The 14,226-nt window shown below is 55.9% G+C and carries 14 protein-coding genes; 13 read left to right on the top strand and 1 reads right to left on the bottom strand.

The genetic code is table 11. The features are described 5' to 3' along the window. Positions 1-140: 140 nt before the first annotated feature. From gltJ to rihA, 4 genes are all read left to right on the top strand, one after another. Positions 141-881: a glutamate/aspartate ABC transporter permease GltJ gene (gene gltJ / locus ACNQ0W_RS06195; protein ID WP_015571133.1), complete on the top strand. Its 741-nt coding sequence runs from the start codon at positions 141-143 to the stop codon at positions 879-881. Further along, entirely contained in the window at positions 882-1,556 is a 675-nt protein-coding gene (gltK, locus tag ACNQ0W_RS06190; RefSeq protein WP_003858686.1) for a glutamate/aspartate ABC transporter permease GltK, read from the top strand. It abuts the gene before it with no gap. Continuing rightward, positions 1,556-2,281: an amino acid ABC transporter ATP-binding protein gene (locus ACNQ0W_RS06185; RefSeq protein WP_006809622.1), complete on the top strand. Its 726-nt coding sequence runs from the start codon at positions 1,556-1,558 to the stop codon at positions 2,279-2,281. Before gltK ends, ACNQ0W_RS06185 begins: the two co-directional genes overlap by 1 nt. A 119-nt stretch (positions 2,282-2,400) precedes the next feature. Then, entirely contained in the window at positions 2,401-3,342 is a 942-nt protein-coding gene (rihA, locus tag ACNQ0W_RS06180; protein WP_062932198.1) for a pyrimidine-specific ribonucleoside hydrolase RihA, read from the top strand. Between the two features lie 54 nt (positions 3,343-3,396). On the opposite strand, the gene ACNQ0W_RS06175 is transcribed toward rihA, so the two are convergent. Next, positions 3,397-3,879 carry a zinc ribbon-containing protein gene (locus ACNQ0W_RS06175; RefSeq protein ID WP_003858689.1) on the bottom strand — a complete coding sequence of 161 codons (483 nt, stop codon included), beginning with the start codon at positions 3,877-3,879 and terminating at the stop codon, positions 3,397-3,399. Between the two features lie 214 nt (positions 3,880-4,093). On the opposite strand from ACNQ0W_RS06175, the gene leuS reads away from it, so the two are divergent. The 9 genes from leuS (at position 4,094) to rlpA (ending at position 14,174) form a co-directional block, all read left to right on the top strand. Then, complete coding sequence (leuS, locus tag ACNQ0W_RS06170) at positions 4,094-6,676, top strand: leucine--tRNA ligase (RefSeq protein ID WP_062932199.1); 2,583 nt, start codon at positions 4,094-4,096, stop codon at positions 6,674-6,676. Positions 6,677-6,690: 14 nt separating this feature from the next. Beyond that, positions 6,691-7,260, top strand: a complete 570-nt coding sequence (gene lptE, locus ACNQ0W_RS06165) for an LPS assembly lipoprotein LptE (RefSeq protein WP_062932200.1) — start codon at positions 6,691-6,693, stop codon at positions 7,258-7,260. Next, positions 7,260-8,291 carry a DNA polymerase III subunit delta gene (holA, locus tag ACNQ0W_RS06160; RefSeq protein WP_062932201.1) on the top strand — a complete coding sequence of 344 codons (1,032 nt, stop codon included), beginning with the start codon at positions 7,260-7,262 and terminating at the stop codon, positions 8,289-8,291. The genes lptE and holA overlap by 1 nt, the downstream gene beginning before the upstream one ends. After that, positions 8,284-8,949 (top strand): nicotinate-nucleotide adenylyltransferase, encoded by a 666-nt coding sequence (gene nadD / locus ACNQ0W_RS06155; protein ID WP_062932202.1) that lies wholly within the window; start codon positions 8,284-8,286, stop codon positions 8,947-8,949. Before holA ends, nadD begins: the two co-directional genes overlap by 8 nt. 268 nt (positions 8,950-9,217) lie before the next feature. Next, positions 9,218-9,535: a ribosome silencing factor gene (gene rsfS / locus ACNQ0W_RS06150; protein WP_003858696.1), complete on the top strand. Its 318-nt coding sequence runs from the start codon at positions 9,218-9,220 to the stop codon at positions 9,533-9,535. A gap of 3 nt (positions 9,536-9,538) precedes the next feature. Further along, positions 9,539-10,006, top strand: a complete 468-nt coding sequence (gene rlmH / locus ACNQ0W_RS06145) for a 23S rRNA (pseudouridine(1915)-N(3))-methyltransferase RlmH (protein ID WP_003858701.1) — start codon at positions 9,539-9,541, stop codon at positions 10,004-10,006. A 28-nt stretch (positions 10,007-10,034) separates the two neighbouring features. Beyond that, positions 10,035-11,936 (top strand): peptidoglycan DD-transpeptidase MrdA, encoded by a 1,902-nt coding sequence (gene mrdA, locus ACNQ0W_RS06140; protein WP_015571138.1) that lies wholly within the window; start codon positions 10,035-10,037, stop codon positions 11,934-11,936. 2 nt (positions 11,937-11,938) lie between these two features. Further along, positions 11,939-13,051 carry a peptidoglycan glycosyltransferase MrdB gene (mrdB, locus tag ACNQ0W_RS06135; RefSeq protein ID WP_015571139.1) on the top strand — a complete coding sequence of 371 codons (1,113 nt, stop codon included), beginning with the start codon at positions 11,939-11,941 and terminating at the stop codon, positions 13,049-13,051. 16 nt (positions 13,052-13,067) lie between these two features. Then, positions 13,068-14,174 (top strand): endolytic peptidoglycan transglycosylase RlpA, encoded by a 1,107-nt coding sequence (gene rlpA / locus ACNQ0W_RS06130; RefSeq protein WP_023303295.1) that lies wholly within the window; start codon positions 13,068-13,070, stop codon positions 14,172-14,174. The last annotated feature ends 52 nt before the right edge of the window (positions 14,175-14,226 follow it).

The raw sequence follows: 14,226 nt of genomic DNA, 5'->3' as shown, positions 1-14,226 counted from the left end.
CGGGCTCTCCTGCCCTCTCGATTGTCGGGAAGCATGGACAGACTATACGTTGAGTGGTCGTTCCCCACTCAGCGCAAAAATTGAGCTTCTCACCAATCTTCGAGGGTAGCGCTGCTACCCTTTTTTTTCTGGAGTTTACTATGTCAATTGACTGGAACTGGGGCATCTTTCTGCAACAAGCCCCGTTCGGCAACACCACCTATCTCGGCTGGCTGTGGAGCGGCTTTCAGGTTACCGTTGCGTTATCGATAACGGCGTGGATTATCGCGTTTCTTGTCGGTTCGCTGTTCGGTATTCTGCGTACCGTCCCTAACCGTTTTCTCTCTTCGATTGGCACGCTCTATGTGGAACTGTTCCGTAACGTTCCGCTGATCGTGCAGTTCTTTACCTGGTATCTGGTGATCCCGGAACTGCTGCCGGAAGATCTCGGCATGTGGTTTAAGGCCGAGCTGGATCCTAACGTACAATTTTTTGTCTCCTCCATGCTGTGTCTGGGGCTGTTCACCGCTGCGCGCGTCTGCGAGCAGGTACGTGCCGCCATACAGTCACTGCCGCGCGGGCAAAAGAATGCGGCACTGGCGATGGGCCTGACTCTGCCTCAGGCCTACCGTTACGTACTGCTGCCGAACGCTTACCGCGTCATCGTTCCGCCGATGACGTCCGAGATGATGAACCTGGTAAAAAACTCGGCTATCGCCTCAACCATTGGTCTGGTAGATATGGCGGCGCAGGCGGGCAAACTGCTGGATTATTCCGCTCACGCATGGGAATCCTTCACGGCGATCACGCTCGCCTATGTTCTGATTAACGCATTCATCATGCTGGTGATGAACCTGGTTGAACGCAAAGTACGCCTGCCGGGCAATCTGGGGGGCAAATAAATGTACGATTTTGACTGGAGTTCTATTGTTCCCTCCATGCCCTATCTGCTGGATGGACTGGCAATCACCTTAAAGATCACCGTTATCGCCATTATCGTCGGTATTGTCTGGGGCACCCTGCTGGCAGTGATGCGCCTGTCGAGCTTTAAGCCGCTCGCCTGGTTTGCCACGGCTTACGTTAACGTGTTCCGCTCCATTCCACTGGTCATGGTGCTGCTGTGGTTTTACCTGATTGTTCCCGGCTTTTTACAGAACGTACTGGGACTGTCGCCAAAGACCGATATCCGCCTGATCTCTGCCATGGTGGCGTTTTCCATGTTTGAAGCCGCCTACTACTCAGAGATCATCCGCGCAGGTATTCAGAGTATCTCTCGCGGGCAGTCCAGCGCTGCGCTGGCGCTCGGTATGACGCACTGGCAGTCCATGAAGCTCATAATTCTGCCGCAGGCGTTTCGCGCCATGGTTCCGCTGCTGCTGACGCAGGGCATCGTCCTGTTCCAGGATACCTCCCTGGTCTACGTGCTGAGTCTGGCAGACTTCTTCCGTACCGCCTCCACCATTGGCGAACGTGACGGAACGCAGGTTGAGATGATCCTCTTCGCGGGCGGGGTCTATTTTGTGATTAGTTTAAGCGCATCGCTGTTGGTCAGCTGGCTGAAGAAAAGGACGGTATAATGATTTCCCTGAAAAATGTTTCTAAATGGTATGGGCACTTTCAGGTGCTGACCGACTGCTCAACAGAAGTGAAAAAAGGCGATGTGGTGGTAGTTTGCGGCCCGTCCGGTTCCGGTAAGTCGACGCTTATCAAAACCGTTAATGGGCTGGAACCTGTCCAGCAGGGCGAGATTGTCGTTAACGGCACCAAAGTGAATGACCGCAAAACCAACCTTGCCCAGCTTCGCTCCCACGTAGGGATGGTGTTCCAGCATTTTGAGCTATTCCCTCACCTGTCCATCATTGAGAACCTGACGCTGGCGCAGGTCAAAGTGCTGAAGCGCGACAAAAAAGCGGCGCGCGAAAAGGGGCTGAAGCTGCTGGAACGCGTCGGGCTGTCTGCGCATGCGGATAAGTTCCCGGCGCAGCTTTCGGGCGGGCAACAGCAGCGTGTGGCAATCGCGCGTGCGCTGTGCATGGATCCGGTGGCGATGCTGTTTGATGAGCCGACGTCGGCGCTCGACCCTGAGATGATCAACGAAGTGCTGGACGTCATGGTGGAGCTGGCGCACGAAGGGATGACCATGATGGTGGTGACGCACGAAATGGGCTTCGCCCGTAAAGTGGCCAACCGCGTGATCTTCATGGATGAAGGGAAAATTGTTGAAGACTCACCGAAAGAAGAGTTCTTCGCCAATCCTAAATCTGAACGAGCAAAAGACTTCCTCGCCAAAATCCTGCATTAATCTTTTTAGTGCGCAATCTGCGGATTGCGCACTGCTTCACGCTTTAGATCTCTTTTTCTATTCGGCGTCACATCGCAGCGTTAACCTTGTCACAAATAATGCTGAGAATGGAGAACGCTATGGCACAGCCAATTATTCTCGACTGCGATCCGGGTCATGATGACGCGATCGCACTCGTCCTTGCTCTTGCTTCCCCTGAACTGGACGTAAAAGCTGTCACCTCCTCCGCCGGAAACCAGACGCCGGATAAAACCTTGCGAAACGTGTTGCGCATGTTGACGCTGCTGAAACGCACCGATATTCCGGTCTCTGGTGGCGCCGTTAAGCCGCTGATGCGCGAGCTGATCATTGCGGATAACGTTCACGGTGAAAGTGGGCTGGATGGTCCGGCGCTGCCGGAGCCGGATTTCGCACCGCAAAACTGCACTGCCGTCGAGCTCATGGCGAAGGTGCTACGTGAAAGCGCCGAGCCCGTGACGCTGGTGGCGACCGGCCCGCAGACCAACGTTGCGCTGCTGCTGAACAGCCATCCTGAACTGCACAGCAACATCGCCCGTATCGTCATCATGGGCGGGGCAATGGGGCTGGGAAACTGGACGCCAGCCGCGGAATTCAACATCTTCGTTGACCCGGAAGCCGCGGAAATCGTCTTCCAGTCTGGCCTGCCGATTGTGATGGCGGGGCTGGACGTTACCCACCGCGCACAAATTATGGCGCAGGACATCGAACGATTCCGTTCTGTGGGCAACCCGGTTGCAACGACCGTGGCAGAGCTGCTCGACTTCTTTATGGAGTATCACAAAGCCGAGAAGTGGGGCTTCCACGGCGCCCCGCTGCATGACCCATGCACCATCGCCTGGCTGCTGAAGCCGGAGATGTTTACCACGGTCGAGCGTTGGGTTGGTGTGGAAACACAGGGGAAATATACCCAGGGAATGACGGTGGTGGACTATTACTCGCTGACGGGAAACAAGCCGAATACCACGGTGATGGTGGATATCGATCGGGAAGCGTTTGTGGATTTGCTGGCGGAGCGGCTGGCTTATTATTCTGCGGCCTGATGCCCTCACCCCGACCCTCTCCCTGTGGGAGAGGGAATAAACCTGCGCTTTTACTTATGGCTCAAATGGCCGACGCTGGAACTGGTCGTGCCCGCACTTCGGACACAGCGACAACACCTCTGGCGTATAAACGGCTATATGGTGGTGGCACTTCTCACACACCAGATTCCCCAACCCCACTACTTCGCCGCTGTGATAGACACCGTGGTGGTTTAAATCCTGAAACACCTCACGCCATTCCAGCTGAGTTTTATCGGTAATATCCGCCAGCTCCTGCCACAGGCTCTCTTTAATGACCCGCATAAAAACGCTGTCGGCGATCTCGTCCTGGCTCTCTTCATAGCTTCGCGCAAACTCCTCCAGATCGCGACGCACGGCGCGCGTTACCTCTTCCACTTCGGTTCGCGTTAACTCACCCGTTTGCGTCACGCGTGCGCGTGCCTGTTCGACCAGCGCGTCGATATCACGCTCGCCGTTACGCAGCCGTTCCGTCAGAGTCGCTACCAGTTCACGGTAAAATTGAGCAACCTTGTTCATCATTTTGCCTCCCGGGTAAGTAACTGTCTCTAATAATAGACCTTATTTCGCCGCCGCTTTGTCAGGTGAAGCACAGACCCGGTAAATTCCTGCAAAGTGCATTTGCGTGAAAGGCTGTTTTGACGCGGGCGTTTGGGCTATGCTATGCGGATCTGAATTACCACATCCATTGGCTACATTTGTAGCTGTATTGAACACAGGACCACTGGCTGCCATGCAAGAGCAATACCGCCCGGAAGAGATAGAATCAAAAGTCCAGCAACACTGGGACGAGAAGCGCACCTTTGAAGTAACCGAAGACGAGAGCAAAGAGAAGTATTACTGCCTGTCGATGCTTCCCTATCCTTCTGGTCGACTACACATGGGCCACGTGCGTAACTACACCATCGGTGACGTGATTGCGCGCTACCAGCGTATGCTGGGCAAAAACGTGCTTCAGCCTATCGGCTGGGATGCGTTCGGCCTGCCTGCTGAAGGCGCGGCGGTGAAAAACAACACGGCACCGGCGCCGTGGACGTACGACAACATCGCGTACATGAAAAACCAGCTGAAAATGCTGGGCTTCGGCTATGACTGGAGCCGCGAGCTGGCAACCTGTACCCCGGAATACTACCGCTGGGAGCAGAAATTCTTCACCGAGCTGTATAAAAAAGGCCTGGTGTACAAGAAGACCTCTGCCGTTAACTGGTGCCCGAATGACCAGACCGTTCTCGCGAACGAACAGGTTATCGATGGCTGCTGCTGGCGCTGCGACACCAAAGTAGAGCGTAAAGAGATCCCGCAGTGGTTTATCAAAATCACTGCCTACGCTGACGAACTGCTGAACGATCTGGATAATCTGGACCACTGGCCAGATACCGTTAAGACCATGCAGCGCAACTGGATCGGCCGTTCCGAAGGTGTGGAAATTACCTTCAACGTTGAGAACTACGACCAGACCCTGACCGTCTACACCACCCGTCCGGACACCTTTATGGGCGCGACCTACCTGGCCGTGGCCGCAGGTCACCCGCTGGCGCAGAAAGCGGCAGAAAACAATCCGGAACTGGCGACCTTCATCGACGAATGCCGCAATACTAAAGTGGCCGAAGCCGACATGGCGATGATGGAGAAAAAAGGCGTTGATACCGGCTTTAAAGCCATTCACCCACTGACGGGCGAAGCGATCCCTGTCTGGGCCGCCAACTTCGTACTGATGGAATACGGCACAGGCGCCGTGATGGCCGTGCCGGGTCACGACCAGCGCGACTACGAATTTGCCACCAAATACGGCCTGACCATCAAGCCTGTTATTCTTGCTGCTGACGGCTCTGAACCGGATCTCTCTGAGCAAGCGCTGACTGAAAAAGGCACCCTGTTTAACTCCGGTGAGTTCAGCGGCCTGAGCTTCGAAGAGGGCTTCAACGCCATCGCCGACAAGCTGGCCTCCCTGGGCGTGGGCGAGCGTAAAGTGAACTACCGTCTGCGCGACTGGGGCGTTTCCCGTCAGCGTTACTGGGGTGCGCCAATCCCAATGGTGACTCTGGAAGATGGCACCGTGATGCCAACGCCGGAAGATCAGCTGCCGGTGATCCTGCCGGAAGACGTGGTCATGGACGGCATCACCAGCCCGATCAAAGCCGATCCTGAGTGGGCGAAAACCACCGTCAACGGTCAGCCTGCGCTGCGTGAAACCGACACCTTTGACACCTTTATGGAATCCTCCTGGTACTATGCGCGCTACACCTGCCCGCAGTACAAAGAAGGCATGCTGGATTCCGATGCAGCAAACTACTGGCTGCCGGTAGACATCTACATCGGTGGCATTGAACACGCCATCATGCACCTGCTCTACTTCCGCTTCTTCCACAAACTGATGCGTGACGCAGGCCTCGTCAACTCCGACGAGCCGGCAAAACAGCTGCTGTGTCAGGGTATGGTGCTGGCAGATGCGTTCTACTACGTTGGCGCGAACGGCGAGCGTAACTGGGTTTCTCCGGTTGATGCGATTGTGGAGCGCGACGAGAAAGGCCGTATCGTGAAGGCGAAAGACGCCGAAGGTCATGAACTGGTGTATACCGGCATGAGCAAGATGTCCAAGTCGAAAAATAACGGTATCGACCCGCAGGTAATGGTTGAGCGTTACGGCGCTGACACCGTGCGTCTGTTCATGATGTTCGCTTCCCCGGCAGATATGACGCTGGAATGGCAGGAATCCGGCGTTGAAGGGGCAAACCGCTTCCTGAAGCGCGTCTGGAAACTGGTGTACGAGCACACCTCTCAGGGTGATGCGCCAGCGCTGAACGTGGCTGCACTGAGCGAAGATCAGCAGGCGCTGCGTCGTGATGTTCATAAAACCATTGCGAAAGTCACCGATGATATTGGTCGTCGTCAGACCTTCAATACCGCAATTGCGGCTATTATGGAACTGATGAACAAGCTGGCGAAAGCTCCGCAGGATGGCGAGCAGGATCGCGCGTTAATGCGTGAAGCGCTGCTGGCGGTCGTTCGCATGCTGAACCCGTTCACGCCGCACGTTAGCTTCACCCTGTGGCAGGAACTGAAAGGCGAAGGCGATATCGACAACGCGCCGTGGCCAGTGGCGGATGAATCCGCTATGGTGGAAAATACCACGCTGGTGGTGGTGCAGGTTAACGGTAAAGTGCGCGGTAAAATTACCGTCGCGGTCGACGCAACCGAAGAACAGGTTCGCGAGCGCGCAGGCCAGGAGCATCTGGTCGCGAAATACCTTGAGGGCGTTACCGTACGTAAAGTGATCTACGTACCGGGTAAACTGCTGAATCTGGTCGTTGGCTAAGCGCGGGAGGAAACGTGCGACAACTGGCAACAATACTCTTATCTCTGGCGGTGCTGGTCACCGCTGGCTGTGGCTGGCACCTGCGCAACACCACGGCAGTGCCTGCTCAGATGAAAACAATGATCTTCGACTCATCCGATCCGAACGGACCGCTGAGCCGGGCCATTCGTAACCAGCTGCGTTTGAACGATGTTGAGCTGATCGAGAAGGAAACCCTGCGTCAGGATGTTCCTTCGCTTCGCGTCCTGAAATCAACGCTGTCACAAGATACGGCCTCGATCTTCCAGGATGGGCGGACGGCGGAATATCAGATGGTGCTTACCGTTGATGCGGCCGTCTTGATGCCAGGTAAAGATATTTACCCTATCAGTACCAAAGTCTACCGCTCGTTCTTTGATAACCCGCAGACGGCGCTGGCAAAAGACGCCGAACAGCAGATTATCATCAAGGAAATGTACGATAAGGCCGCGGAACAGCTGATCCGCAGACTGCCTGCCATTGCCGCGTCGACGAAAAAAGGCGCTGACGTCATCGAAACACCGGATGCCAGCACGCCGGATATGCCAACGTCGCTGGGTAACTGATGATCAGGTTGTATCCTGAACAACTCCGCGCGCAGCTCAACGAAGGGCTGCGCGCGGCCTATCTGCTACTCGGCAATGACCCCCTGTTACTTCAGGAAAGCCTTGATGCGGTTCGCCATGCGGCAGCCGCGCAGGGTTTCGATGAGCATCATACGTTCCAGATCGATAACAGTACCGACTGGAACGCTATCTTCTCGCTTTGTCAGGCCATGAGCCTGTTTGCCTCTCGTCAGACAATCCAGATCCTGCTGCCGGAGAATGGACCTAACGCTGCCATCAATGAACAGCTGGCTATGCTCGTGAGTTTGTTACACGGCGATCTGCTGCTTATCGTACGCGGCAACAAACTCACAAAAGCGCAGGAAAACGCGGCCTGGTTTACCCGGCTTGCCCCCAGTGCGGTGCTGATCACCTGCCAGACGCCAGAGCAGGCACATCTGCCAAAATGGGTTGCCGCGCGAGCCAGGCAGCACAATTTGCAGCTGGATGAGGCCGCCAGTCAGCTCCTGTGCTACTGCTACGAAGGCAACCTTCTGGCACTGGCGCAGGCGCTGGACAGGCTAGCCCTGCTGTGGCCCGATGGCAAGCTGACGCTGCCGCGCGTGGAACAGGCGGTGAATGATGCCGCGCACTTTACCCCCTTCCACTGGGTTGATGCGCTGCTGTCGGCGAAAAGTAAGCGTGCTCTGCACATCCTGCAACAGCTGCGCCTGGAAGGGAGTGAGCCGGTCATCCTGCTCCGTACGCTCCAGCGCGAATTACTGCTGCTGAACAACCTTAAACGCCAGTCGGCACATACACCCCTGCGCGCCTTATTCGACAAACATCGCGTCTGGCAAAACCGTCGGGCGATGACCACGGAGGCGATAAACCGCCTGAGCCAGGAGCAGTTGCGTCAGGCAGTGCAACTTCTGATGCGCGCCGAACTGACGTTAAAACAGGATTACGGCCAGTCTGTCTGGGCGGAGCTGGAGAGCCTCTCTTTGCTGCTCTGCCATAAGGCGCTGGCAGACGTATTTATCGATGGGTGATATGCATTCTTTACAGGCCATGTATGGCGGGACCTTCGACCCGGTACACTATGGACATCTTAAGCCGGTAGAAATCCTCGCGAATTTGATTGGGTTGCAGCGGGTAATCATCATGCCCAACAATGTTCCGCCGCACCGTCCTCAGCCAGAAGCAACCAGCGAGCAGCGTAAAGCGATGCTCGCACTGGCTATAGCCGATAAGCCTCTCTTCACGCTGGATGAGCGTGAACTGCGCAGGGATACCCCTTCCTGGACATCGCAAACGCTGCGGGAGTGGCGCGCTGAGCAAGGGCCCATGAAACCGCTGGCGTTTATCATCGGCCAGGATTCCTTGCTCAACTTTCCCAGCTGGTACCAGTACGAAACCATCCTGGAAAACAGTCATCTGCTGGTCTGCCGCCGTCCGGGCTACCCGCTGACCATGCGCGAGGCGCAGCATCAGCAGTGGCTTGACGCGCATCTGACGGACAATATAGAAGACCTGCACAGTCTCCCCGCCGGGAAAATTTACCTCGCTGAAACGCCGTGGTTTGATATTTCCGCAACCCTCATCCGCGAGCGTCTCCAGCAGGGTTTAGACTGTGACGATCTCCTCCCCTCGTCCGTGCTGGCCTATATCCATGCGCACGGTCTGTATCAGAAAAGTACAGATGTCTGATCATCGCCGGCGAAATTGTCCGTTAATGATTATCCTGCCTTGACAGGCTAAGCCATACTGATATCCTCCGCTGCCAGACTTTCCCGCCGATCGCTGCTTTACAGAAATTGTTTTACAAAAATGGCGATGCAATCTCAGGCGGAGGGTGGGATGATACCCGCCTTCAAAAGCCGGGCGGTGACATTTGTCCCGCGACTGGCGTCAGTTCAGGTATACTGACTGGCCACGAAATCATAGTTGTATAATCTCATTCACCCAGGGGGAAAACTTGCAGGGTAAAGCACTCCAGGATTTTGTTATCGACAAAATTGATGACCTGAAAGGTCAGGACATCATCGCTATCGACGTTAAGGGTAAATCCAGCATCACCGACTGCATGATCATCTGCACCGGGACCTCAACTCGTCACGTTGTTTCGATTGCTGACCATGTTGTTCAGGAATCGCGCGCGGCAGGGCTGCTTCCGCTGGGCGTTGAAGGTGAAGCGACCGCTGACTGGGTGGTTGTCGATCTCGGCGATGTGATTGTCCACGTCATGCAGGAAGAGAGCCGTCGCCTGTATGAGCTGGAAAAACTCTGGGGTTAATGCGTGAAGTTGCAACTGGTCGCCGTCGGCACCAAAATGCCGGACTGGGTACAAACCGGTTTTACTGAGTATCTGCGTCGTTTCCCAAAAGATATGCCGTTCGAACTGGTGGAGATCCCAGCAGGAAAGCGCGGCAAGAACGCAGATATCAAACGTATTCTCGATAAAGAGGGAGAGCTGATGCTGGCTGCCGCAGGCAAAAACCGCATCGTGACCCTCGATATCCCGGGCAAACCCTGGGATACGCCGCAGCTGGCGCACGAACTGGAGCGCTGGAAGCAGGATGGTCGGGACGTCAGTCTGTTGATTGGCGGACCAGAGGGGTTATCTCCCGCCTGCAAAGCGGCAGCAGAACAAAGTTGGTCACTCTCGGCGCTGACGCTGCCCCACCCGCTTGTACGGGTTCTCGTGGCAGAAAGTTTGTATCGCGCATGGAGCATCACTACCAACCACCCTTATCACCGCGAGTAATGACTGACCAGGGTAATTTAAGCAGCGGATGAAACTACAGAATTCTTTTCGCGACTATACGGCTGAGTCCGCGCTGTTTGTGCGCCGGGCGCTGGTCGCCTTTACGGGGATTTTGCTGCTTACCGGCGTGCTGATCGCCAACCTCTATAATCTGCAAATTGTCCGCTATACCGATTACCAGACCCGCTCAAACGAAAACCGTATCAAGCTGGTGCCCATCGCGCCCAGCCGCGGCATTATCTACGATCGTAACGGCACGCCGCTGGCGCTTAATCGCACCATCTACCAGATAGAGATGATGCCCGAGAAAGTGGATAACGTGCAGGATACGCTGAACGCGCTGAGAAGCGTTGTCGACCTGACTGATGACGATATCGCTGCGTTCAAAAAAGAGCGCGCACGTTCTCACCGATTCACCTCCATTCCGGTAAAAACCAACCTGACAGAAGTGCAGGTCGCCCGTTTTGCCGTTAACCAGTACCGTTTCCCCGGTGTGGAAGTCAAAGGCTATAAACGCCGCTACTATCCTTACGGCTCCGCGCTGACGCACGTCATCGGTTACGTCTCCAAAATCAACGATAAAGACGTCGAACGCCTTGATAAAGACGGCAAGCTGGCTAACTACGCCGCAACCCATGATATTGGCAAGCTGGGGATCGAACGTTATTACGAAGATGTGCTGCACGGTCAGACCGGTTATGAAGAGGTTGAAGTTAACAACCGTGGCCGCGTGATCCGTCAGCTGAAAGAGGTTCCCCCGCAGGCGGGACATGACGTCTATCTGACGCTCGACCTGAAGCTACAGCAGTATATCGAGACGCTGCTGGCGGGTAGCCGTGCGGCGGTTATCGTGACCGACCCGCGTACCGGCGGCATTCTGGCGATGGTTTCCATGCCAAGCTACGATCCGAACCTCTTCGTGGATGGCATCTCCAGCAAGGATTACTCCGGCCTGCTCAACGATCCAAACACGCCGCTGGTAAACCGCGCAACGCAGGGGGTTTATCCTCCAGCTTCAACGGTTAAACCGTATGTCGCCGTGTCTGCGCTGAGTGCGGGCGTCATCACCCGTAATACCAGTCTGTTTGACCCCGGCTGGTGGCAGTTGCCTGGCTCTGAGAAACGCTACCGCGACTGGAAAAAATGGGGCCACGGCCATCTGAACGTGACCAAATCACTGGAGGAGTCGGCGGATACCTTCTTCTATCAGGTCGCCTACGACATGGGTATTGACCGTCTGTCTGAATGGATGAGCAAATTCGGCTACGGGCATTACACCGGTATAGATTTGGCGGAAGAGCGTTCCGGCAACATGCCAACCCGCGAATGGAAGCTGAAGCGCTTTAAAAAACCCTGGTATCAGGGTGACACCATTCCGGTGGGGATCGGCCAGGGCTACTGGACGGCAACGCCGCTGCAAATGAACAAGGCGATGATGATCCTCATTAACGATGGCGTCGTGAAAGTGCCGCACCTGCTGCAAAGCACCGTTGAAGACGGCAAAAAAGTGCCGTGGATACAGCCGCACGAGCCGCCGGTGGGTGACATTCATTCCGGGTACTGGGAAATCGCGAAAGACGGCATGTACGGTGTAGCCAACCGCCCTAACGGGACGGCGCACAAATATTTCGCTGGCGCACCGTATAAGGTAGCCGCGAAATCAGGTACGGCTCAGGTCTTCGGTCTGAAAGCGAATGAAACCTATAACGCACATAAAATTGCCGAACGTCTGCGTGACCACAAGCTCATGACGGCGTTTGCCCCTTATGATAACCCGCAGGTTGCGGTGGCGATGATTCTGGAGAACGGCGGCGCAGGCCCGGCGGTGGGTACCATCATGCGTCAAATCCTCGACCACATCATGCTGGGTGACAACAACACCGAACTGCCAGCTGAAAACCCGGCAGCCGCTGCGGCGGAGGACCAATAATCATGACGGATAATCCGAATAAAAAATCGCTGTGGGACAAGATCCACATCGATCCAGCCATGCTGCTGATCCTGCTGGCTCTGCTGGTCTATAGCGCCCTCGTTATCTGGAGCGCCAGCGGCCAGGATATCGGCATGATGGAGCGTAAAATCGGCCAGATCGCCATGGGTCTGGTCATTATGGTGGTGATGGCGCAAATACCGCCACGCGTGTACGAGGGCTGGGCGCCCTATCTCTATATTTTCTGTATCATTTTGTTGGTGGCAGTAGATGCTTTCGGCGCCATCTCGAAGGGGGCGCAACGCTGGCTGGATCTGGGGATTGTTCGCTTCCAGCCGTCGGAAATCGCCAAAATCGCCGTCCCGCTGATGGTGGCGCGCTTTATTAACCGCGACGTCTGCCCGCCGTCGTTGAAAAATACCGCCATTGCGCTGGTGCTGATTTTCCTGCCGACGCTGCTCGTGGCCGCACAGCCGGACCTCGGTACTTCAATTCTTATCGCCCTCTCCGGCCTGTTCGTCCTGTTCCTGTCCGGCCTGAGCTGGCGTCTGATCGGTATCGCCGTGGTGCTGGTTGCCGCGTTTATCCCTATCCTCTGGTTCTTCCTGATGCATGATTACCAGCGTCAGCGCGTTATGATGCTGCTCGATCCCGAGACCGATCCGCTGGGCGCAGGCTATCATATTATTCAGTCGAAGATTGCGATTGGCTCCGGCGGCCTGCGCGGTAAAGGCTGGCTGCACGGTACGCAGTCGCAGCTCGAATTTTTACCGGAACGCCATACCGACTTTATCTTTGCCGTTCTGGCTGAGGAGTTGGGGCTGGTAGGCATCCTGGTGCTGCTTGCACTCTACGTGCTGCTGATCATGCGAGGTTTGTGGATTGCCGCGCGCGCGCAAACCACCTTTGGTCGCGTGATGGCAGGCGGATTAATGTTGATTTTGTTCGTTTATGTCTTCGTAAATATTGGTATGGTGAGTGGGATCCTGCCGGTTGTTGGCGTACCGCTGCCGCTGGTGAGTTACGGGGGCTCGGCACTGATCGTGTTGATGGCCGGGTTTGGTATCGTCATGTCGATCCATACCCACAGGAAAATGTTGTCCAAAAGCGTATAAAAATAAGGGGATCGCAATGCGTAAGCAGTGGCTGGGGATCTGCATCGCAGCAAGTTTACTTGCCGCCTGTACAAGTGATGATGGTCAGCAACAGGCAACCGTCGCGCCGCCGCAGCCTGCGGTCTGTAATGGCCCGATTGTCGAGATTAGCGGTGCCGATCCCGTTTATGAACCGCTGAACGCCAGCGTGAATCAGGATTATCAGCGCGACGGTAAAAGCTATAAAATCGTTCAGGATCCTTCCCGTTTCAGCCAGGCTGGCTTTGCTGCCATCTATGACGCTGAGCCCGGCAGCAATCTGACCGCGTCGGGTGAAACCTTCGATCCGATGCAGATCACAGCGGCACACCCGACGTTGCCTGTCCCGAGCTATGCACGCATCACTAACCTGGCGAATGGCCGAATGATCGTGGTGCGTATCAACGATCGCGGTCCTTACGGCACCGATCGCGTCATCTCCCTGTCCCGCGCGGCGGCCGACCGTCTGAACACCTCAAACAATACTAAAGTGCGTATCGACCCGATTATCGTGGCGCAGGATGGTTCACTGTCTGGCCCGGGCACGGCCTGTACCACGGTCGCGAAACAGACCTATGCCCTGCCCGCTCGCCCGGATCTGAGCGGTGGTATGGGGGGCGCTTCAACGCCGGCAGAGCCCGCACAGCCTCAGGGTGAAGTGCGTGCTATCAGCAACGATACGCTGCAAAGTGAAGACGCGACAGGCGCCCCGGTTAAAAGCAGTGGTTTCCTTGGCGCACCCACCACGTTAGCGCCGGGCGTGATTGAATCAAATGAACCTGCTCCAGCGCCTGCGCCCGTCGCTGCTGCACCCGCTACACAACCCGCCCCGGTGACCGCGCCTGCTGCTACGCAGACTGCGGCGCCTGCTACGGCGAGCGGCAGCTACGTGGTTCAGGTTGGCGCCGTCAGCGATCGGACCCGTGCAGAGCAATATCAGCAGCGTTTAAGCAAGCAGTTTGGCGTGCCAGGCCGCGTTGAGCAAAACGGTGCGGTATGGCGTATCCAGATGGGTCCATTTGCCAGCAAATCGCAGGCAGCTTCCCTGCAACAGCGTTTGCAGAGCGAGGCGCAGCTCCAGTCGTTTATCGCTGTTGCAAAATAATTATTCGGTGGTATCCGAAATGTCAGTTTGTGTAAAGCACGTTAACACTCTC

This window comes from Enterobacter cloacae complex sp. 6730903, assembly GCF_048283985.1.
Taxonomy (GTDB): Bacteria; Pseudomonadota; Gammaproteobacteria; order Enterobacterales; family Enterobacteriaceae; genus Enterobacter; species Enterobacter hormaechei_C.
The sequence above is the reverse complement of the archived record's forward strand: the minus strand, read 5'-3'. Positions and strand labels throughout refer to the sequence as shown.

Coding starts and splice junctions, on each gene's coding strand:
- gltJ (WP_015571133.1), top strand. CDS start 141: ATGTCAATTGACTGGAACTGGGGCATCTTTCTGCAACAAGCCCCGTTC.
- gltK (WP_003858686.1), top strand. CDS start 882: ATGTACGATTTTGACTGGAGTTCTATTGTTCCCTCCATGCCCTATCTG.
- ACNQ0W_RS06185 (WP_006809622.1), top strand. CDS start 1,556: ATGATTTCCCTGAAAAATGTTTCTAAATGGTATGGGCACTTTCAGGTG.
- rihA (WP_062932198.1), top strand. CDS start 2,401: ATGGCACAGCCAATTATTCTCGACTGCGATCCGGGTCATGATGACGCG.
- ACNQ0W_RS06175 (WP_003858689.1), bottom strand. CDS start 3,879: ATGAACAAGGTTGCTCAATTTTACCGTGAACTGGTAGCGACTCTGACG.
- leuS (WP_062932199.1), top strand. CDS start 4,094: ATGCAAGAGCAATACCGCCCGGAAGAGATAGAATCAAAAGTCCAGCAA.
- holA (WP_062932201.1), top strand. CDS start 7,260: ATGATCAGGTTGTATCCTGAACAACTCCGCGCGCAGCTCAACGAAGGG.
- nadD (WP_062932202.1), top strand. CDS start 8,284: ATGGGTGATATGCATTCTTTACAGGCCATGTATGGCGGGACCTTCGAC.
- mrdA (WP_015571138.1), top strand. CDS start 10,035: ATGAAACTACAGAATTCTTTTCGCGACTATACGGCTGAGTCCGCGCTG.
- mrdB (WP_015571139.1), top strand. CDS start 11,939: ATGACGGATAATCCGAATAAAAAATCGCTGTGGGACAAGATCCACATC.
- rlpA (WP_023303295.1), top strand. CDS start 13,068: ATGCGTAAGCAGTGGCTGGGGATCTGCATCGCAGCAAGTTTACTTGCC.